This is a genomic window from Streptacidiphilus sp. BW17, from assembly GCF_041262485.1.
Lineage (GTDB): Bacteria > Actinomycetota > Actinomycetes > Streptomycetales > Streptomycetaceae > Streptacidiphilus.
Window position 1 is genome coordinate 31,660 of record NZ_JBGCCR010000039.1, and the last position, 19,499, is coordinate 51,158.

The following is a 19,499-nucleotide window of genomic DNA, read 5'->3' on the forward strand; positions in this document are numbered from 1 at the left end:
GAACGGAGTCGTCGATGCAGCGGGGCACACGGCTGTCGCTGTGCACGGCCGCCGATGGCGTGCACTACCTGGTCGGCCGCACCGAGGAGGTCCTGGACGCACTGCCGGTCGCGCGGAGGGACCACGAAGCCGCTTCGGCGCGGCCGCCTTGGCGCGCGGTGGAGTACGCCGCCTCCCGGACCTTGTTGCGGACCCTGCTGCGGGAGGTCGGTGCCGACCTCCAGGGCGGGCCGATCGTCGCCCGCCCGAGTGGTCAGCCGTACCTGCCGGACCGCCCCGATCTGGGCGTGAGTCTGTCGCACTGCTCGGGTTGGGTCGCCGCAGCCGTCGGCAGTGACCGCGACGTGGGCGTCGACGTGCAGACCCCGTCCAGCGTCGGCGACCGAATGCTGCGGCTCTGCTGCTTGCCCGGCGACGCAGCGGACCTCGCCGCCATGCCCGAGGAGCGGCGCCGACGTGAGTTCGCCTGGATCTTCAGTGTGCAGGAGGCGTGCGTCAAGGCCGTGGGCCAGGGGTTCTCCGGCCGCCCCTGGAACGTGCCGGTGGCTCTCGGACAGCAGGCAGGCGAATGGGGGCTGGTCCGCTGGTGCGCCCCTGGGGGGCGGCACCCGCTACCGGTCGGCCTCGCCTGGACGGAGGTGCCGGTTCGGGACAGCGACCTTTCTGACGGAGCGTGTGGCGGTGGGTTCGGCGTCCGGGAGCTGTTCACCAGCTGAGGCGCGCCGCGATCGGTAGGTGGTCGCTGGTCGTGGCCGGCAGTACCCACGAGCTGTCCGGTGTCATGCCACGCACCAGGATCTGGTCGATCCGCACCATCGGGAACGACGCCGGCCAGGTGAAGCCGAAGCCGTCCCCGGCCACCACCTGGGCCGAGTGCAGCTGTGAGGTGATTCCGCTGAGCTCGCGGTCGTCCGTGGTGCCGTTCAGATCGCCCAACAGCACCACCCGCTGACTTTTGTCGGCCGCGATGGCCTTGCCGAGCGCCTGCACGCCGATGTCCCGCGAGGCGGTCCAGAAACCGGTCCGGGGAGTCACCCGCACGGACCCCAGGTGTGCCACATAGACCGTCAGCGGCCCGTGGGCGGTGGTGACCGTGGTGCGCAGCGCCCGGTTCGCGGGCAGTTTGTCGGCGGCCGGCTTTCGGGCCGCCAGCGGTCCGTAGTCGATGATGTCGATGGGCTGGGTGCCCGACAGCGGCAGCTTGCTCCACAGGCCGACCGTGCCCTGCACCGTGTGGTAGGGATAGGCCGCCGCCAGCTGCTGCTCGTACCTACCAGTGGCCTGCGGGGTCAGCTCCACCAGGGCCAGCAGCGTGGCGCCGGAGGCGGCCAGGTCGCGGGCGGTGCCGGCCGGGTCGGGGTTGCCGGCGTTGACGTTCTGTTCGGCGACGGTGAGGTCGCCGCCCGCACGGGACTTGTCGCCGAGCAGGCCGCCGAAGAGGCTCACCCACGCCACGACCGGCAGCAGCAGCGCGACCAGCGTGGCGGGGGAGCGGCGCCACAGCGCCCCGACCAGCAGCACCGGGACGAACAACCCGAACCACGGCAGGAGACACTCCACCAGGCTGCCGAGATTCCCGAGCCCGTTCGGGATCCGCGCGTGCAGCAGCAGGAGCAGGCCAAGCAGCAGCGCCAGCACGGTGAGTACGGGGCCGCGCCGCCAGGTGTCCGGCCTGGCGCCGGAGCGGATCACGGAGCGGATCACCCGTCGGAGGCCCGCGCGCCGGGTCCCGGCGACCTCGCCGCCGTCGAGTGGAGGCTCGTTCGTTGCCGGCGTTGAGGGCGGGGTGCGGTTCATGCCGAGAGTCAACGCGGCGGGGCGTTGTGGCTGCGTATGGGAATTTCGATACGGCGGGCATATACCTGCGCTCGTAGCATCGGGTCATGCGCGTGTTGATCGTCGAGGACGAACCCTTTCTGGCGGAAGCCGTCCGCGACGGCCTGCGCCTGGAGGCGATCGCGGCGTGCGTCGCGGGAGACGGCGACACGGCTCTGGAGATGCTGGGCGTCAACAGCTACGACATCGCGGTCCTCGACCGTGACATCCCCGGGCCCTCCGGGGACGAGATCGCCCGCCGCGTCGTCGCCTCCGGCAGCGGCATGCCGATCCTGATGCTCACCGCGGCGGACCGCCTCGACGACAAGGCCTCCGGTTTCGAACTCGGCGCCGACGACTACCTCACCAAGCCGTTCGAACTCCAGGAGCTCGTGCTCCGGCTGCGCGCCCTCGACCGCAGGCGTGCCCACAGCAGACCGCCGGTGCGGGAGATCGCCGGCCTGCGTCTGGATCCGTTCCGCCGCGAGGTCTACCGGGACGGCCGCTACGTCGCGCTCACCCGCAAGCAGTTCGCCGTGCTAGAAGTCCTCGTCGGCGCTGAGGGCGGCGTCGTCAGCGCCGAGGAGCTCCTGGAACGCGCGTGGGACGCGAACACCGACCCCTTCACCAACGCCGTGCGAATCACCGTGTCCGCTCTGCGCAAGCGGCTCGGCGAACCGTGGGTCGTCGCCACCGTGCCCGGCACCGGCTACCGCATCGACGCGCCGGCGCGGCCCGGCGGGGTCGGGGGAGGAGAGCGTGGATAGGGCGCCGGGACCGAGCGTCCGCCTGCGACTCACCTTCAGCTACACCGGATTCCTGCTGCTGGCCGGGGTGCTGCTGCTCGCGTCGGTGTGGGTGTTCCTGCTGCGCTACGTCCCCCAGCGGGCGCTCATCGTTCCCGGCTCGACCGGCGGCACTTCGACCCGGGGCGTCTTTCCGGTCCGGTCCGAGCTCCTGCATGTCTTCGCGCCGAGGGCGGCAGCCGTGATGGCCTTCCTGCTGGTGCTCGGCCTGGTGGGCGGGTGGTTCCTCGCCGGCCGGATGCTCGCCCCCGTCACCCGCATCACCGCCGCCACCCGGCTGGCCGCGACCGGATCGCTCTCCCACCGCATCCGGCTGCCCGGACGCAACGACGAGTTCCGCGAACTCGCCGACGCGTTCGACACGATGCTGACCCGGCTGGAGGCTCACGTCGCCGAGCAGCGTCGCTTCGCCGCCAACGCCTCGCACGAGCTGCGCACCCCGCTGGCGACCTCGAAGGCACTCCTGGACGTGGCCCGTACCGACCCGGACCTCGACACGGGCGAACTCGTGGCCCGCCTCCAGGTTGTCAACACCCGTGCGATCGACCTCACCGAGGCGCTGCTGCTGCTGAGCCGCGCCGAGCAGCGGTCCTTCGCCCGAGAGCCCGTCGACCTGTCCCTGCTGGCGGAGGAAGCCAGTGAGACGCTCCTGCCCCTCGCCGAGAAGCGCGGGGTCACCATCGAGACCAGCGGCGACATCACCCCCACCAGCGGATCGCCCGCGCTGCTCCTGCAGCTGACCGTCAACCTCCTGCACAACGCGATCGTGCACAACCTTCCGGCGGGCGGCAGCGTGTGGGTGACCACCGGCGTCCACGCCGACCGGGTCGAGCTCACCGTCGAGAACACCGGTGAACACATCACCGCGGAGCAGGCCGAGGCCTTCACCGAGCCGTTCCAGCGCGGCACCGAGCGCGTCCACACCGACCACGCCGGGGTCGGCCTCGGCCTGGCCATCGTCCGGACCATCACCCATGCGCACGACGGGACCCTCACCCTCACCCCGCGTCCTGCGGGCGGGCTGCGGATCACCGTGGAACTGCCGGCAGCGGACACGCGGTCCGCACCGTAGGTGCTCGGCGTCCGCCCGTGCGGAGTGTGTCCGGCACGCCGACGAAGGGCGCCGCGGCGTTCCAGCCAGGCCTCCCGGCGGCTAGGATGAAACGTCTTTTTCAGGAGGTGGCTCGTGCGACCAGCGCCCGGGGGTGTCGGCGAGGCCGTGCGGCTTCGGCTGGGGGAGTTCAGTCCGGCGGAGCGGAAGGTCGCGCGGGTGCTGCTCGCCGCGTATCCGGTGGCCGGGTTCGAGACGGTGGCCAGGCTGGCCGAGCGGGCCGGCGTGAGCGCGCCCACGGTGGTGCGGTTCGCGCAGCGGCTCGGGTTCCGGGGTTATCCGGAGTTCCAGCAGGCGCTGCGGGACGAGTTGGAGGAGCGCGAGGCCTCGCCGCTCAGCATGTACGGGTCGGCGGAGTTCGCCGAACAGGCCGAGGCCGAGGGCGGGTTGCTGACCCACAGCGGGCGGGTGTTCAGCAACTCGGTCGCGGAGACCTTCCGGATGCTTCCGCAGGACGAGATCGACCGTGCGATCGCGCTGGTGGCCGACCCGGGCCGCCGGATCACGGTGGTGGGCGGGCGGTTCACCAGCACGCTGGCGTCCTATCTCTGCCTCCACCTGGTGCAGATGCGGGCGGACTGCCGCGTGCTGCCCGAGGCGCCGGTCCAGCGCGTGGCCATGGTGGCCGAGCTGGGCCGTCGGGATGTCGTCGTGGCGCTGGACATCCGGCGCTACGAGGTCGCCACGCTCCAACTGGCCCGGGCCGCGCATGCGCGCGGAGCCGCCGTCGTCCTGGTGACCGACACCTGGCTGTCCCCGGTCGCCGAGGTCGCGCAGGTGGTGCTGCCGACGGTGGTGGCCTCGCCCTCGCCGTACGACACGCTGGTGCCGGCCATGGCGGTGCTGGAAACCGTCGTCGCAGGTGTGCTCGCCACGCTCGGTGAGGCGGCGACCGCTCGGATGGCGGCGGGCGAGCAGGCAACACAGGAGCTGTCGCTGTCCTGAACCGACCCCGGACGATGTGCCCGGACACCCGTGTGCCCGGCCAACGTGTCCACGTGCAATCGAAGCCCTCCCGGCGCCCACCGCGGCGCCAGGAGGGCTTCGGCGCGTCCAGGGCCGCATCAGTTATCGAACTGAAACAGCTATTACATCTTCCGCAGAGCTGCCGCCATCTGTAATTTGTTTCTCCATCGCCGCCTCTCCCTCGCGGCTGCAAGGAGACACCCATGTCCACAATCTCCCCGCCCGGTCGGGCCGGCGCCCTCGCGGCCGTGGTCGGCTGCGCGCTGCTCGCCACCTCCTGCGGATCCACCAGCCAGTCCGCCGGCTCCACAGGCTCGACCGATGCGACCGTCGCGGGCGTCCGCATCACGGTCGACCGGCCCCTCCACGACGCGCTCCCGGGCGCGATCAAGTCCTCCGGCGTCGTGCGGGTCGCCTCCGACGTGCCGTACGCGCCGTTCGAGATGTACGCGAGTGCGGGCAGCACGCAGATCACGGGCATCGACTACGACCTGGGCCAGGCCCTGGGCGCCGAGCTCGGGGTGCGCTTCACGTTCACTCCGGTGAAGTTCGAGGGCATCATCGCCGCCATCGACGCCGGCCAGTACGACGTGGCGATGTCCGACATGGGCGACCGCAAGGCCCGCGAGCAGCAGCTCGACTTCGTCGACTACACCCAGGACGGCACCGCCATCCTGGTGGCCAGGGGCAACCCGTCCCACATCACCACCTTCACCGACCTGTGCGGCAAGGCGGTGTCGACCGAGGCCGGTACCAACACGGAGAAGTTCGTCGAGGACACCGGCCAGCGCCTGTGCACCGCCGCCGGCAAGCCGCCGATCAGCCTGCAGACCTACCCCAAGGACTCCGACGGCCAGCTCGCGATCAAGGCCGGCAAGGTGGTCGCGCATGTCCTGGACGCGGCAGCCGCCGGCTACGCCGCTGCGACCGCCGACCAGGGCGCCTCCTTCGAGGTGGTCAAGGACCCCACGGCGCCCGATGGTTACAACTCCACGCCGAACGGCATCGCGGTGGCCAGGTCCGAACCCCAGCTGGCCGACGCCATCCAGAAGGCGCTCCAGCAGCTCATCGACGACGGCACCTACGGCCGGATCCTCGCCGCGTACGGGGAGTCCTCGATCGCGGTCGCCAAGGCCGAGCGCGACGCGGCGGTGAGCTGACCATGGCCTCTTCCACCCTCCCGCTCCGCGACCGTGCCCCGTCCGAGGCGTCGGAGTCCGTCGTCCCCCTGCGCCACTACGGCCGCCACGCCGGTGGCGCGGTCGCCCTGGTGTGCCTGGGCGGCGTGCTCTGGTCGTTCGGCAAGAACCCCAATCTCGACTGGCCCACCATCGGCGCCTACCTGTTCAAGGACCTCACGTTGCAGGGCCTGTGGACTACGGTGTGGCTGACCGTGGTCGCGATGGCGATCGGGCTGGCCGGCGGCGTCCTGGTCGCGGTGATGCGGCTGTCCGGCAATCCGGTGCTGCGCGGGGTCTCCTCGCTCTACGTCTGGGTCTTCCGGGGCACCCCGCTGCTCGTCCAGATCATCTTCTGGGGATTCCTCGGCGCGTTCTACAAGAACACGATGATCGGCATCCCCTTCACCCACATCACCTTCTACTCCACCCCGACCAGCACCCTGGTGGACGCGACCACCGCGGCCCTGCTCGCCCTGGGGCTCAACGAGATCGCCTACGCCTCGGAGATCATCCGGGCCGGAATCCAGGCCGTCGACCGGGGCCAGACCGAGGCTGCCCAGGCCCTCGGCATGACACCGGTGCTGACGATGCGTCGGATCGTGCTGCCGCAGGCGATGCGCTCCATCATCCCGCCGCTCGGCAACGAGGTCGTCACCATGCTCAAGTCCACAGCGCTGGTCTCCGTGATCGCCGGCCACGACCTGCTGTCCAACCTCCAGGACGTGTACGCCCAGAACTACAAGGTGATCCCGCTGCTGGTGGTCGCCAGCCTCTGGTACCTGGTGCTCAGCAGCCTGCTGAGCCTGCCTCAGTCCTGGCTGGAGCGCCGCTTCGGAGGTGCCCGATGAGCGCGGTGAGTTCGAGTAGCGCGGTGAGCGAGATGAGCGAGATGGGCGAGCCGATGGTGGTCGCCGAGGGCGTCCACAAGCGATACGGGTCCGTGGAGGTTCTGCGCGGCGTCGACCTGACCGTCCGGCGCGGCGAGGTCTGCTGTCTGCTCGGCCCGTCGGGCTCGGGCAAGTCCACCTTCCTGCGCTGCGTCAACCGCCTGGAGCGGGCGGACGGCGGCTCGATCAGCGTCGACGGGGAACCGGTCGGCTTCCGCCGCCGCCATGGCCGGCGCCACGAGCTGCGGGAGAAGGAGGTGGCTGCCGCCCGCCGCGACATCGGGATGGTCTTCCAGCGGTTCAACCTCTTCCCGCACCTCACCGCCGCCGAGAACATCATGGAGGCGCCCGTGCGCGTCAAGGGCGTCGGCAGGGACGAGGCGCGGCAGCGGGCCGCGAGGTTGCTCGACCGGGTCGGCCTGGCCGACAAGGCCGACAGCCGCCCCGCCCAGCTGTCCGGCGGCCAGCAGCAACGCGTGGCCATCGCGCGGGCGTTGGCGATGGATCCCAAACTGATGCTGTTCGACGAGCCGACCTCGGCGCTCGACCCCGAGCTGGTCGGCGAGGTGCTCGACGTGATGCGCGGACTCGCCGAGGACGGCATGACGATGATCGTGGTCACCCACGAGATCGGCTTCGCCCGCGAGGTCGCCGACACCACCGTGTTCCTGGACGGCGGGGTGGTCGTCGAATCCGGCCCGCCGGCCGAGGTGTTGACCGCGCCCCGGCAGGAGCGCACCCGCGCGTTCCTGGCGAAGGTCCTGTGAGCACCCCCGCGCACCCCGGGTGCGCCACCGACCTGCCCAGCACCACTGGCCTTTCGGCCACCGAGCAGCTCGAGCGGCATGTCCAGGCCCGCTATGACGGCTTCCTGGCCGACCTGGCCCGCCTGGTTTCCGTGGACTGCGGCAGTTGGAACGCCGAGGGCGTCAACCAGGTCGCCGACTTCTGCGCCGACCGGCTCGCCTCGCTCGGCTTCACCGTCACCCGCACGCCCGCCCGGGCCGACGACGGCCGCCCCCTCGGCGACATCGTGGTGGCCCGGCGCCGCGGCGACCTCCCGCACGGCCGCCGGATTCTGCTCCTCGCCCATATGGACACCGTCTACGACGACGGCACGGCAGCCTCCCGTCCGCTGCGGATCGAGGACGGCATCGCCTACGGCCCCGGCGTCACGGACGACAAGGGGGGCCTGCTCGCCGGCGTCACGGCCGCCGCGGCCATCACCGACAGCGGCCGACACCCGTATGCCGAGCTGGTGTTCCTGCTCACTCCGGACGAGGAGATCAGCTCGGACGCCAGTCGTCCTGCCATCGAGCAACTCGCTGCCGAGGCCGACTACGCGCTCTGCCTGGAGGCCGCCCGGGAGAACGGTGACCTGGTCTGGGCCCGCAAGGGGATCGCCGACCTGCACCTCACCGTCAGCGGCCGGGCCGCGCACTCCGGCGTCGAGCCCGAGCGCGGCGCCAACGCGGCGCTGGCCGCCGCCCACCTGGTCGTCGCGCTCCAGGGGCTCAACGGGCGGTGGCCCGGCGTCACCGTCAACGTCGGTGTGGTGCACGCCGGTTCACGCACCAATGTGGTCTGCGCCGAAGCCCGGCTGGAGCTGGAGGTCCGCGCCGCCACCACCGACGAGATGGACGCCGCCCTGGCCGCCGTCGAGGCTCTCGCCGCGCGCCCGTTCGTCCCCGGCACCTCGGTGTCGGTCCACCGTCCGGCCGCCTGGCCGCCGATGGCGCCCAGGGACGAGGCCGCGGGCATGCTCGCCCAGGCCCGGGAGATCGCCACCGAGCTCGGCTTCGAGGTCACCGCGGTCGCCACCGGCGGGGCGGCGGACGCCAACCTCGCCTCCTCCCACGTGCCCGTCCTGGACGGCCTCGGCCCGATCGGCGGCGGGGACCACAGCCCCGCCGAGTGGCTCGACCTGACCAGCGTCGTCCCCCGCACAACCCTGCTCGCGGCGCTGATCACCCGCCTGGGAGCCGGCTGACCGCTCGGCTCCACTGAGCCGACGGCCATCGCCGTCGGCTCAGTGGAGCGCGGGGTGTCTCTGGACGGTGGCCGGGCGGATCAAGGGCATCGGGTTTGTGTGCTCGCCGGAGGCACCGGTGAGGTTGGCCGACAGCTGCCTGTCCCATGAGTCCCGAGATTGTTAACGAATTAATATCCAGGGTCAACGGTAGGCGCAAGGCAGGGGAGTTGGCGACGTGTCACACGACCAGGTCGGGTGCTCCGCTCCGCGGTCGCCCCCTTCTGCCGGTTCGCGGAAGAGGCTTGTGGTCCCGGGCGCCGGGATCAGAGCCGCACGGCGTCGACTTCGGCGCGGGCGGCGGCGGTGATGCCCCGATCCGTGACGAAGTGGGTGTCGGCCTCGGCGGTCGAGCCCGTTGCCCCCAGCGGGATCCACGTCCCAGCGCGCCGCGCCCGGACGGGGCTCTTGGCGGACAGGTGGACGGCGGCGACGCCGGTGGCGGCGAGCAGCGAGATGTCGGTGGGGCGAACCCCCGCGCCGGCCATCACCTGGACGCCGGGGGCGGCTGCGACCATCTCGGCGATGACCGCTGCTCCCTGCGCGGCGCTGGCCGCGCCGCCCGAGGTGAGGATGCGGGTCAGACCGAGGGCAGGCGCGAGTGCCGCGGTGGCGACGGGATCACAGGCGTGGTCGACAGCTCGATGCAGGGTGATCTCGACCGGCCGGCCGACTGCTGCCTCGGCTGTGCGGCCGGCGTCGACCAGGCGGCGCATCGCGTCCAGGTCCAGTACGCCGTTCGCCGTCAGCGCGCCGACGACGACGCCCTGCGCGCCCGAGGTGACGACGGACCGTACCTCGGCGGCCATCAGCGCGATCTCGTCGGTGTCGTAGCAGAAGTCGCCCGGACGGCAGCGGACCAGGGCCTGGACCGGGAGACCGACGGCCGCCGCCGCCTCGACGAGCGCCGCCGACGGGGTGACTCCGCCGAGTTCGAGCGCCGAGCACAGTTCCACCCGGTCGGCTCCCGCGTCCCGCGCGGTTCGGGCCCCCGCAGGGCTGGTCACGGCGATCTCCAGAGCGAGCGCGCGGCTCACTCGTCGTCCCCGGTGAGCGGCTGGTCCGACGGCGCGATGATCCGGGCGGTCAGGTCCGGGTCGGCCATCTCGGGGTCGAACGGGAACATCGGGCGGCGGATGCGATGGTGCCCGAGCCGGACCAGCTCCTGGTCGACGCCACCGGGGGTGAGTGCCAGACGCCAGTCCGCGGACATGTCGAACAGCTCGGGCTCGAGGTATCCGATCTTGACGATGACGATCTCGGCGGACCTCGGGTCGAGTGCGAGCTCGATGAAGTCCCGCTCCAGGTGGTAGGGCTTGCGCAACTTGGTCAGGATCACGTGGACCCGGCCGACCCGCAGCACGACCTCCGTCTCGGCGTCGCGGTCGCCGTGCTTGACGGCGTGCACCGCACCAGTCATGGTGATCGGCCCGGCATGCCGGTCGTCGACCTCCGCGCCCGCGGTGACCGTGACGGTCGCGCCCACGCCCGCCTCCGCGGCGGTGGCCACGGCGTCGGGTCCGGGCACGGAGGCGTAGATCACGGCCGGGCCGTCGGTGTCCTTGAACTCGGGCCGGGCCAGCACGCGTTCGAGGCCCCAGGTGACGTCGCCCGCGCCGCCTGCTGTCGGGTTGTCGCCGCTGTCGCTGATGAAGAACGGTCGGGCGCCGGAGGCGAGAGCCTGGTCCAGGCAGCCGTCGAGCGTGCCGGTCGGGGCGACGAAGGCGAAGCCGCGCCGCGCCTGCCAGAATCCCTGGGCCAGCCGCTCCGCTCCGGCAGTGACGGCGTCGCGGTCGGGGCCGGTGACGACGACGGTTGCGCGGTTGCGCGGTTCGTCAGCCCAGGCGTAGCCGACCCAGATCGCGGCGTCGAGCACACCGTCCACGGCCTCGACCTCGTCCACGGCGGCGTAGACGCTCTTGGCGGGCTCGATCCGGGTGGAGGTCTGCTCGCCGGCCAGGAGCACCGGCACCGGGACCCAGGCCTTGACCGGACGGGGCGCGCCGGAGTTCAGCAGGTCGACCAGGTTGCGGGCGGCCCGCTCCTTGGTCTCCATGTGGTCCTCGTGCGGGGCCATCCGATAGCAGGTCATCAGGTCGCTCATGTGCGCGAGTTCGCGCGAGACGTTGCCGTGCAGGTCCATGGAGGTCGACACGATGACGTCTGGGCCGACGGTCTCGCGGATCCGGGCCAGCAGCAGGGCCTCGGCGTCGTCGACGCCCTCGACGCTCATCGCGCCGTGGATGTCGTACCAGAGACCGTCCAGGCGTGGCATGGCGCCGAGGCTCTCGAGCAGCTCGTCGGACAGTGCGGCGAACGCCTCGGCGGTGACCATGCCCCCGGGAAGGGACTTGCCGATCAGCGCGCCCCTCCACTCGGCGGAGTCGTGCAGCGGCTGGTCGGGGGCGAGGAACGGATAGCGGGTCAGAACGTCGTCGCCGCGCTGCGGGTGGAAGGCCGGGGCGTGGGTGCGGGCCGGGGAGAAGGTGGACGACTCGATGCCGAGCCCGGCGATGGCGATGACGGGATGCTCGACGGGCGTGCGGGGTTGGGACATGGTTCCTCGCGGGGTGGGTACACGTGCGGCGGTTGGCCGGGGGCGGTCGTGCTGGAGACCGGTGGAGAAAGTCGGTCAGGAGCGGAAGAAAATGGTGCCGGTCCGGAGGCCGGTGCGGACAGGCCCTAGGCGACGGTGTCGAGCGCGCGGGCCAGGGTGCGTTGAAGCGCGAACTGGCCGACGCCGACGAGCCCGGCGTCCGCACCGAGGCTCGCGCGCTCGATGGTGAGGTGCTCGGTGGCCAGCGGATGGCAGCCCTCGTAGAGCTGGCTGCGTACGGCCGCGACCAGGGGTTCGAGCGTGGACAGGATGCCGCCGAGGTAGACGGCATCTGGGTTGAAGAAGTTGACGTTGGCGGAGAGCACCTGGCCCAGGTACTTGCCGGCCTGCCGTACGGCGCGGGTCGCCTCCGGGTCGCCGTCGGACACCAGTTGGACGACATCCTCGAGTGAGCTCACCTGTGCGCCGCGCTCGCGCAGGATGCGGACCAGCGCCGCGCCGGAGGCGATGGTCTCCAGGCAGCCGGTGTTGCCACAGGAGCAGGGCCGATCCCCGGCGGCGTCGACCCGGACGTGGGTGATGTCGCCCGCGGCGCCGGTCGCGCCGCGGTAGAGCCGGCCGTCGGCGATGATCCCGACCCCGATGGCGGAGCCGACCTTCACCATGATCGACTGGCGGCGCTCGACCGGTCGGACGGTGTGCTCGCCGAAGGCCATGCAGTTGGCGTCGTTGTCGACCGCCGCAGGCACCCCGAACCGCTCCTCCAGCCAGGCGCCGACCGGGAACCGGTTCCATCCCGGCATGCGCGAGGGGAGCGTCACTGTGCCCTTCTCCACGTCCACCGGCCCGGGGAGGGACAGTCCGACCGCGCTCAGCCGCTCGCCGGCGCGCCGTGCGGCGACGCCCTCCAAGGCCTGGGCGAGCAGCGGCAGCGTGGCCTCGGGGCCGTCCTCGATCGTGAACGGGATGGTCGAGACGTCGGAAAGTCCGCCCCCGGGCAGGACGACGCCGATGTGTGCATGTCTGCCGCCCAGGTCCGCTGCGAGCGCGAACTCGGCGGTGCCGCCCAGCCGGAGCACCTTGCGCGGGCGTCCGCCAGTGGACGAGCGAGTGCCCTGCTCGGTGACCAGCCCGCGGTCGACGAGTTGGCTGACCGTCAGCGAGATCGTCGACGGGGCGGCACCCAGCAGCTCCGCGAGCTCGGTGCGCGAGGTCGCCTGCCCTGAGGCGATCAGTTCGAGGATGCGTGCGACCAGGGAGGCCCCTCGGGGGCTGCTCCGCTGACTGGCACTTATGTCAGGCATGGGCCGACTAACTCCAGGATCGGAAGGAAGGGTCCTGAGCCTACGCCCCCCCCGAGTGTCGGTGGTAGTGCTGTCGGCAGGTCTGGGGGCCGCCTTTTGCCAAGCCCTCCGATTTCCTTGATCAACTATATCAGTGCAGGTCAGAGTGAATTGATGGAGCGGCTTGGCTTTTGCCAGAATGGAAGAAATCGATTTGTTACGCAACTTTGTTTGTTTTTTCGGGGTGGTGCGCCGTTGACTGTCCCCGCCAGCGCCGCTCCCGGGAAGCCTCCCGCTCTCTGGCCGGGACGCGACGGTCGGGTCGTTCATCCTGAGGAGAGTCATGTCCCTTGCTCGCACCGCGGCAGGCCGCCGCTGGGCCCTCGCGGCGGTCGTCGCCGTCGCCGCCGGCACGCTGCTCACAGGCTGCGCCGGAGGCAGCGGAAACTCGTCGTCCTCCGAGTCGTCCGACTCCGTCAACTACGCGCTCCCCGCGAACTTCACGCCGAACTGGATCCTGCCGATCGGCACCGCGGCCCACCTCAACACCAACAACATCTCCATCGCCGCGACGCTGTGGGAGCCGCTGGTCGCCTACGACGGTTCCACTGGCACTATCGGCTGGAACAAGGCCGCGTCGATCGCCAGCGCCGCCGACTTCGCCCCGGACGGCAAGAGCGTCACGATCACTCTGGGCAACCGTCTCTGGAGCGACGGAACGCCGATCACCTCGCGCGATGTCGAGTTCTGGTTCGACCTGATCAAGGCGAACAAGGCGCAGTGGGCCAACTACAACGCGGGAAAGGCTCCCGACAACTGGACCGGGTTCAAGACGATCGACGCCCAGCACTTCACCATCACCTTCGACAAGGCGTACAACCCGCAGTGGATGCTCGCAAACGAGCTCAGCATGATCACGCCGCTGCCGCAGCACGCGTGGGACAGGACCAGCGCGTCCGCCCCCGTGTCCGACGCCGACCGGACGCCCGCGGGCGCCCAGCAGGTCTGGAACTACCTCAACACCGCTGCGAAGAACATCTCCGCCTACGCCACGGACCCGCTGTGGAAGACCGTCAGCGGCCCCTACACGATCGACACCTACTCCACGTCCGGCAAGGTCGTCCTCACCGCCAACCCGAAGTACGACGGCGGGGAGAAGGCCGGCATCAAGACGGTGAACCTGCTGCCGTTCACCACCACGTCCGCGGAGGAGAACGCGCTGCGCGCGGGGCAGGTCGACTACGGCTACATCGACTCCACCGATCTCGACCAGCAGTCGTCGTTCACCAACCTCGGCTACACGGTGAAGCCGTGGACCGGCTGGGCGATCACCTACATGCCGTACAACTTCAACAACCCGACCATGGGCCCGGTCTTCAAGCAGCTGTACGCCCGACAGGCGATCCAGACCTCGATCGACCAGGACAGTCTGGCGAAGGTCGTCTTCAACGGCACCGCCGTGCCCGGTTACGGACCGATCCCGCAGGCACAGTCCTCCGACTTCCTCTCGCCGGTGCAGAAGTCCAACCCCTATCCCTTCTCCACCACCAAGGCCAAGGCCCTGCTCGCCGCCCACGGCTGGACCGAGCAGAACGGCATCATGGTCTGCACCGACCCGGGCAGCTCCGCCACCCAGTGCGGCGCGGGCGTAGCGCAGGGCACCAAGTTCCAGATGCAGGTGCTGTCGCAGTCCGGGTCGACCGTCACCGACAACATGATGAGCGCGATCCAGTCCTCGCTGGCCGAGTCCGGCATCGGGCTCAGCATCAAGACCGCGCCCGTCAACTCGGTGCTGTCGCAGACCCCGCAGTGCACCTCGGGCCAGTCGATCTGCACCTGGCAGCTGTCCTTCTTCGGCACCGCCGGCAGTTGGTACTTCCCGGCCTTCCCGACCGGTGACTCCCTGTTCCAGAGCCAGGGCGGCTCCAACTTCGGCAGCTACTCCAACCCCGCGCTGGACAAGCTGATCACCGCCTCGACCACGTCGAACTCCACCCAGGCCGTGCAGGACTACAGCGCGGCGGCGGCCGACGACCTGCCCGTGATCTGGCTTCCGGAGCCCGACTACCAGATCTCGGTCATCAGGAACGGCCTCGGCGGCTTCGCCCAGGACTCGCTCGCCGACTTCCACCCCGCTCAGTGGAAGTGGACCAAGTGAACCGCCGGCCGCGCGTCACCGAACCGAACCCATCGGAAAGCACATGACCAGCCTCCTGTACCTGACCAGGCGAGTCCTGCAGGCCGTGGCGGTGATCCTCGTCGTCACCGTGGTCGTCTTCTGCCTGCTGCACGCCCTGCCCGGCGGTCCCGCACGCGGGATCCTCGGGCCGCAGGCCACCGCCCAGCAGATCGCCGAGTTCAACCGCGCCCAGGGCCTCGACCGGCCTCTGCCCGTGCAGTACCTCTACTATCTGCGGACCCTGCTCCACGGCGATCTCGGCACCTCCTACACGCTCAACGAGCCCGTCTCGCAGCTCATCGCCCAGCGCCTGCCCAAGACGCTGGTGCTCACCGTCCTGTCCGCGGTGGTCGGGCTCGTCATCGCGGTCCCGCTGGGCATGTGGCAGGCCGTCCGGCGTAACAAGCCGGTCGACTACGCCGTCACCGCGCTGAGCTTCGTCGCCTACGCGACCCCCGTGTACTTCCTCGGCATCATCCTGGTGCTGGTGTTCAGTCAGATCCTGCCCTGGTTCCCGCCGCAGGCGCCGCAGGGGGACACCGTCGCCCAGGTCCTGTCCGACCCGGCGGGCCTGGTCCTGCCGGTGACCGCAGGAGCAGCGTCCATGATCGCGGTGTTCAGCCGCTACATGCGGGCCGCGACGCTGGAGAACCTCTCCGAGGACTACGTCCGCACCGCGCGGGCCGGCGGGACTCGGCAACACGCGATCCTGTGGCGGCACGTGTTCCGCAACTCGCTGACCCCGGTGATCGCGATGCTGGGCTACTACGTACCGGTGCTCTTCGGCGGTGCGCTCGTGGTCGAGCAGCTCTTCAACTACCCCGGTATGGGCCTGCTGTTCTGGAGCGCCGCCCAGTCGTCCGACTACCCGGTCCTGCTCGGCTGCGTCCTCGTCATCTCGGTCGCCACTGTGGTGGGCACGCTGCTCGCCGACATCGTTCAGCGGATCGTCGACCCACGAGTGAAGGCAGGTCGCTCATGAGCGCCGAGTTGAGGCCCGACCAGGCGCCCGGAACCCCTGCGTCCGCCACCCCGCCGGACCCCCGGCCCGAACCTGAGGCAGCGACCGGATTCCGTCTCGCCGCCGGCCGCTTCACCCGCAACCGCCTCGCTGTCGCGGGGCTGGTCGTGGTGGTGCTGTTCGTACTGTTCTGCTTCGTCGGGCCGTACCTTTACCACACCGACCAGGTCCACACCACGCTGACGCAGGTGAACCTGTCGCCCAGTGCGAAGCACCTTCTCGGCACCGACGCCGTCGGCCATGACGAGCTCGGACGCCTGATGTACGGCGGCAAGGTGTCCTTGCTCGTCGGCCTGGCAGCCGGTGTGCTGGCGACGGTCATCGGCACGGTCTGGGGAGCGGCTGCCGGCTACGCCGGCGGTTGGGTCGACGCGGTGATGATGCGCGTGGTCGACGCCGGGATCGCCATCCCGGCGCTGTTCATTCTGCTCGTCATCTCGGCCATCACCACCCCGGGCGTGTTCGGACTCATCGTCATCCTGGGCCTGGTGTCCTGGCTCGTGCCGTCCCGTCTGATCCGGGCCGAGACGCTCACGCTGAAGAACCGTGACTACGTGCTGACGCTGCGCGCGATCGGCGGCTCGCACACGCGTGCCATCACTCGGCACGTCCTGCCGAACTCGATCTCGACGATCGTCGTCGCCGCGACGTTCCAGGTCGCCGACGCGATCCTGCTCGTCGCCTACGTGTCGTACCTCGGCCTCGGCGTGCAGCCGCCGGCCACTGATTGGGGTGGAATGCTCTCCGCCGGTCTCACCGCCGCCTACTCCGGACGCTGGTGGTTGATTCTGCCTCCGGGCCTCGCCGTGATCCTCGTCGTGTGCGCGTTCAATGCCATCGGCGACGGCCTGCGCGATGCCTTCGACGTGAGGGGGCGCGGATGACCGCCGCAGACCGCTTCGCCGCGGACTCCTCGGCTGCGGCCGAGCAGCGGATGCTCGAACTCGACGACCTCGGCGTCACCTTCACCACGGAGACCGGCGAGGTGAACGCCGTGCGCGGCGTGTCACTGCACGTCCGCCCCGGCGAGACGCTCGCCCTGGTCGGCGAGTCCGGCTCCGGCAAGTCCACGGTCGCGTTCGCCGCGATGGGCCTGTTGCCGGGCAATGCCCGGGCCACCGGCCGCGCGTCGATCCGCGGGACCGACGTGGTCTCCGCGCCCGAAAGCGAGCTCGCGGGCCTGCGCGGGCGCACCGTGTCGATGGTCTTCCAGGAGCCCGCGACCGCGCTCGACCCGCTCACCCGGATCGGCGCGCAGATCGCCGAGGTGATCCGCAACCACCGGGACCTGAGCGCCAAGGAAGCTGCGGCTGAAGCCGTCGAACTGCTGCGCCGGGTCGGCATCCCCGAGCCGGAGCAACGGGCCACCGCGTTCCCGTTCCAGCTGTCCGGCGGACAGCGACAGCGCGTCGTCATCGCCATGGCTATCGCCAACTCGCCCAGCCTGCTGATCGCGGACGAACCCACCACCGCGCTCGACGTCAGCGTCCAGGCAGAGATCCTCGACCTGCTGCGCGGCCTCACGGCCGAGGCCGGGACCGGAGTGCTGCTGGTCACCCACAACATGGGCGTCGTCGCGGACTTCGCCGACCGGGTCGCCGTCATGCTGCACGGGGAGATCGTCGAGACCGGGTCGGTCGAGGAGGTGCTGCTGCACCCGACGCACGAGTACACCAAGCGGCTGCTCGCCGCCGTTCCGAGGCTCGCCGTCGCCGAGACCGACCCGGCACCCGTGCACACCGGCGCGCCTGCGGAGGCGCCTGCGATCGGCGAGCCGGTGGTGGAACTACGTGACATCTCCGTGCGGTTCGGCCGCGGCCGCAATGGGGTACGTGCCCTCGACGGCGTCTCGCTCTCGGTCCGCCCCGGCGAGACGGTGGGCCTGGTCGGCGAGTCCGGCTCCGGCAAGTCGACGGCGGCCCGCGTGGCGCTCGGGCTGATCCGGCCCACCTCCGGCAGCGTGTCGCTGTTCGGCTCCGACCTCGGCCGGATGCGCTCGCGTGCCCGCCGGTCGCTGCGCTCCGGTATCGGCGTGGTGTTGCAGGATCCGGTGGCCTCGCTCGACGCGCGGATGAGTGTCGCCGAGTGCATCGCCGAACCGCTACGGGTGCACCGACGGGCCATGTCGGCACAAGAACGCCGCGCACGAGTCGCGGACGTCCTCGAACGCGTACGACTCCCACGTACCCTGGCCAACCGCGCGCCGCGCGAACTGTCCGGCGGTCAGCGTCAACGCGTCAGCCTCGCCCGCGCGTTGGTGCTCGAACCCCGGCTGCTCGTCGCCGACGAGCCGACCAGCGCGCTCGACGTCAGCGTGCAGCAGTCGGTGCTGGAGGTGATCTCCGAGCTCCAGGCCGAGTTGGGTTTCGCCTGTCTGTTCGTCTCGCACGACCTCGCCGTGGTGCAGCAGTTCGCGCAGCGCGTGGTGGTGATGCGCGCAGGGCGTATCGAGGAGCAGGGCCCCACCGCGTCCACGTTGCTGTACCCGGAGACCGAGTACACGCGCCGGCTGCTCGCGGCTGTTCCCATGCCGGACCCGGCGCTGCAACGGCAACGACGGGAACACCGTCTCGCCGGGCAGACCATGGGCGGATCGGAGGTGCCCGCGTGACCCGTGACGGGACGCCCGGCCAGGAGCACGACGAGACCCCGCGCGTCTTCGCGGGCGCCGACATCGGCGGCACCACGACACAGGTGGTGCTGTGCGGCCACGACCTGGCCGTGCTCGGCCGCACCGAGGTCCCCACGCCCGCCGCGCAGGGCGGCGAAGCGATGCTGCGCGTCGTGCTCGACGCGGTCGCCGACCTGCGCGCGCGAGTGCCGTCGCGCCTGCTCGCGGTCGGCGTGGGTGCGGCGGGCGTGGTCGACGCGCGGGCCGGACGGGTCCTGGTCGCCAGCGACTCGTTCTCGGGCTGGGCCGGGACGGAGGTGACCGCCACGCTCGGGTCCGCCCTGGGCGTGCCGGCCTTCCTCGACAACGACGTCAACGCCTTCCTGCACGGCGAGGTCGCGAGGGGCGCGGTAGCGGGCGAGCCGAACGTGCTCGGGATGACGCTCGGCACCGGCGTCGGCGGCGCCTTGTGGATGAACGGAGCGCTGGTCGACGGTCCGCACGGGGCCGCCGGCGAGATCGGCCACATCCCGGGGTTCGGCGACCTCGTGTGCTCCTGCGGGGGCCGCGGCCACCTGGAGACACTGGCCTCTGGCCGCTCCATCGGTGCCCGCTACCGCGAGCGGACCGGGCGACACCTCACTGCGAAGGAGGTTGCCGCAGCGGCGCATGAGGGCGACCCGGACGCCCGGGCGGTGTTCGACATCGCGGGGTGGGCGATCGCCCGTGCCATCCTGATCACTGCGGGGGTGGTCGACATCACCACGGTGGTGATCGGTGGCGGCGTCAGCCGGGCCTGGGAGCTGCTGGAGCCACCGATCCTCAGGGCGCTCGGTGACGAGCCGCCGGTCAGTGGCCACGCGATCCGTCTGTCCCGGACCCGGCTCGGCGGCGACGCCGTCGCGGTCGGTGCGGCCTCTCTCGCGCGCACGGAGATCATCGCGGCGGCCGGTGGGTAGCCCGCGTCTGACGGAGTCGCCGTCGATCTCCATCTAAGGGCGAGCACGCGCCACTGTCAGTGTCGCGCTCTACCGTCCGAGCTTGCCGAGAGCC

17 protein-coding genes are annotated in these 19,499 nt (G+C 71.0%); 13 read left to right on the plus strand and 4 right to left on the minus strand.

The genetic code is table 11. The features are described from left to right. The first annotated feature begins 14 nt into the window (after positions 1-14). Positions 15-716 (plus strand): 4'-phosphopantetheinyl transferase superfamily protein, encoded by a 702-nt coding sequence (locus ABH940_RS32235; protein ID WP_370106893.1) that lies wholly within the window; start codon positions 15-17, stop codon positions 714-716. Here ABH940_RS32235 and ABH940_RS32240 read toward each other — a convergent pair. Continuing rightward, entirely contained in the window at positions 706-1,797 is a 1,092-nt protein-coding gene (locus tag ABH940_RS32240) for an endonuclease/exonuclease/phosphatase family protein (RefSeq protein ID WP_370106894.1), read from the minus strand. The genes ABH940_RS32235 and ABH940_RS32240 overlap by 11 nt on opposite strands. An 86-nt stretch (positions 1,798-1,883) precedes the next feature. On the opposite strand from ABH940_RS32240, the gene ABH940_RS32245 reads away from it, so the two are divergent. From ABH940_RS32245 to ABH940_RS32275, 7 genes are all read left to right on the plus strand, one after another. Beyond that, complete coding sequence (locus ABH940_RS32245) at positions 1,884-2,582, plus strand: response regulator transcription factor (RefSeq protein WP_370106895.1); 699 nt, start codon at positions 1,884-1,886, stop codon at positions 2,580-2,582. Continuing rightward, a complete protein-coding gene (locus tag ABH940_RS32250) occupies positions 2,575-3,693 on the plus strand; it encodes a sensor histidine kinase (protein WP_370072180.1) in 1,119 nt (372 codons plus the stop codon). Before ABH940_RS32245 ends, ABH940_RS32250 begins: the two co-directional genes overlap by 8 nt. 114 nt (positions 3,694-3,807) lie before the next feature. After that, a complete protein-coding gene (locus tag ABH940_RS32255; RefSeq protein WP_370072181.1) occupies positions 3,808-4,677 on the plus strand; it encodes a MurR/RpiR family transcriptional regulator in 870 nt (289 codons plus the stop codon). A 224-nt stretch (positions 4,678-4,901) separates the two neighbouring features. Continuing rightward, a complete protein-coding gene (locus tag ABH940_RS32260) occupies positions 4,902-5,858 on the plus strand; it encodes an ABC transporter substrate-binding protein (protein ID WP_370072182.1) in 957 nt (318 codons plus the stop codon). Between the two features lie 2 nt (positions 5,859-5,860). Then, positions 5,861-6,727 (plus strand): amino acid ABC transporter permease, encoded by an 867-nt coding sequence (locus ABH940_RS32265; protein ID WP_370072183.1) that lies wholly within the window; start codon positions 5,861-5,863, stop codon positions 6,725-6,727. Between the two features lie 41 nt (positions 6,728-6,768). Then, a complete protein-coding gene (locus ABH940_RS32270; RefSeq protein ID WP_370072217.1) occupies positions 6,769-7,533 on the plus strand; it encodes an amino acid ABC transporter ATP-binding protein in 765 nt (254 codons plus the stop codon). Next, a complete protein-coding gene (locus tag ABH940_RS32275; protein ID WP_370106896.1) occupies positions 7,530-8,756 on the plus strand; it encodes a M20 family metallopeptidase in 1,227 nt (408 codons plus the stop codon). The genes ABH940_RS32270 and ABH940_RS32275 overlap by 4 nt, the downstream gene beginning before the upstream one ends. Positions 8,757-9,061: 305 nt before the next feature. Here ABH940_RS32275 and ABH940_RS32280 read toward each other — a convergent pair whose 3' ends face one another. The 3 genes from ABH940_RS32280 to ABH940_RS32290 all read right to left on the minus strand — a co-directional run bounded on the left by ABH940_RS32280 (position 9,062) and on the right by ABH940_RS32290 (position 12,656). Beyond that, positions 9,062-9,832, minus strand: coding sequence for a copper homeostasis protein CutC (locus tag ABH940_RS32280; protein ID WP_370072185.1), 771 nt, complete (start codon positions 9,830-9,832; stop codon positions 9,062-9,064). Beyond that, positions 9,829-11,352: a M81 family metallopeptidase gene (locus ABH940_RS32285; protein WP_370072186.1), complete on the minus strand. Its 1,524-nt coding sequence runs from the start codon at positions 11,350-11,352 to the stop codon at positions 9,829-9,831. The genes ABH940_RS32280 and ABH940_RS32285 overlap by 4 nt, the downstream gene beginning before the upstream one ends. Before the next feature lie 125 nt (positions 11,353-11,477). Further along, positions 11,478-12,656 carry an ROK family protein gene (locus tag ABH940_RS32290; RefSeq protein WP_370072187.1) on the minus strand — a complete coding sequence of 393 codons (1,179 nt, stop codon included), beginning with the start codon at positions 12,654-12,656 and terminating at the stop codon, positions 11,478-11,480. A 322-nt stretch (positions 12,657-12,978) separates the two neighbouring features. Here ABH940_RS32290 and ABH940_RS32295 point away from each other — a divergent pair, with 322 nt between their 5' ends. The 5 genes from ABH940_RS32295 to ABH940_RS32315 are packed head-to-tail and all read left to right on the plus strand — an operon-like array spanning position 12,979 to position 19,405. Further along, a complete protein-coding gene (locus ABH940_RS32295) occupies positions 12,979-14,793 on the plus strand; it encodes a peptide ABC transporter substrate-binding protein (protein ID WP_370072188.1) in 1,815 nt (604 codons plus the stop codon). A gap of 43 nt (positions 14,794-14,836) precedes the next feature. Then, the gene (locus tag ABH940_RS32300) at positions 14,837-15,796 is read left to right on the plus strand and encodes an ABC transporter permease (RefSeq protein ID WP_370072189.1); all 960 of its coding nucleotides are present in this window, start codon (positions 14,837-14,839) and stop codon (positions 15,794-15,796) included. Next, positions 15,793-16,719, plus strand: coding sequence for an ABC transporter permease (locus ABH940_RS32305; RefSeq protein WP_370072190.1), 927 nt, complete (start codon positions 15,793-15,795; stop codon positions 16,717-16,719). Before ABH940_RS32300 ends, ABH940_RS32305 begins: the two co-directional genes overlap by 4 nt. Continuing rightward, positions 16,716-18,446, plus strand: coding sequence for a dipeptide ABC transporter ATP-binding protein (locus tag ABH940_RS32310; RefSeq protein ID WP_370106897.1), 1,731 nt, complete (start codon positions 16,716-16,718; stop codon positions 18,444-18,446). Before ABH940_RS32305 ends, ABH940_RS32310 begins: the two co-directional genes overlap by 4 nt. After that, positions 18,443-19,405: an ROK family protein gene (locus ABH940_RS32315; RefSeq protein WP_370072193.1), complete on the plus strand. Its 963-nt coding sequence runs from the start codon at positions 18,443-18,445 to the stop codon at positions 19,403-19,405. Before ABH940_RS32310 ends, ABH940_RS32315 begins: the two co-directional genes overlap by 4 nt. Positions 19,406-19,499: the final 94 nt, after the last annotated feature.

What these genes read in the sequence shown, in the direction of transcription:
- ABH940_RS32235 (WP_370106893.1), top strand. Translation starts at nt 15, where the DNA reads ATGCAGCGGGGCACACGGCTGTCGCTGTGCACGGCCGCCGATGGCGTG.
- ABH940_RS32240 (WP_370106894.1), bottom strand. Translation starts at nt 1,797, where the DNA reads ATGAACCGCACCCCGCCCTCAACGCCGGCAACGAACGAGCCTCCACTC.
- ABH940_RS32245 (WP_370106895.1), top strand. Translation starts at nt 1,884, where the DNA reads ATGCGCGTGTTGATCGTCGAGGACGAACCCTTTCTGGCGGAAGCCGTC.
- ABH940_RS32260 (WP_370072182.1), top strand. Translation starts at nt 4,902, where the DNA reads ATGTCCACAATCTCCCCGCCCGGTCGGGCCGGCGCCCTCGCGGCCGTG.
- ABH940_RS32265 (WP_370072183.1), top strand. Translation starts at nt 5,861, where the DNA reads ATGGCCTCTTCCACCCTCCCGCTCCGCGACCGTGCCCCGTCCGAGGCG.
- ABH940_RS32270 (WP_370072217.1), top strand. Translation starts at nt 6,769, where the DNA reads ATGGGCGAGCCGATGGTGGTCGCCGAGGGCGTCCACAAGCGATACGGG.
- ABH940_RS32285 (WP_370072186.1), bottom strand. Translation starts at nt 11,352, where the DNA reads ATGTCCCAACCCCGCACGCCCGTCGAGCATCCCGTCATCGCCATCGCC.
- ABH940_RS32290 (WP_370072187.1), bottom strand. Translation starts at nt 12,656, where the DNA reads ATGCCTGACATAAGTGCCAGTCAGCGGAGCAGCCCCCGAGGGGCCTCC.
- ABH940_RS32295 (WP_370072188.1), top strand. Translation starts at nt 12,979, where the DNA reads ATGTCCCTTGCTCGCACCGCGGCAGGCCGCCGCTGGGCCCTCGCGGCG.
- ABH940_RS32300 (WP_370072189.1), top strand. Translation starts at nt 14,837, where the DNA reads ATGACCAGCCTCCTGTACCTGACCAGGCGAGTCCTGCAGGCCGTGGCG.
- ABH940_RS32305 (WP_370072190.1), top strand. Translation starts at nt 15,793, where the DNA reads ATGAGCGCCGAGTTGAGGCCCGACCAGGCGCCCGGAACCCCTGCGTCC.
- ABH940_RS32310 (WP_370106897.1), top strand. Translation starts at nt 16,716, where the DNA reads ATGACCGCCGCAGACCGCTTCGCCGCGGACTCCTCGGCTGCGGCCGAG.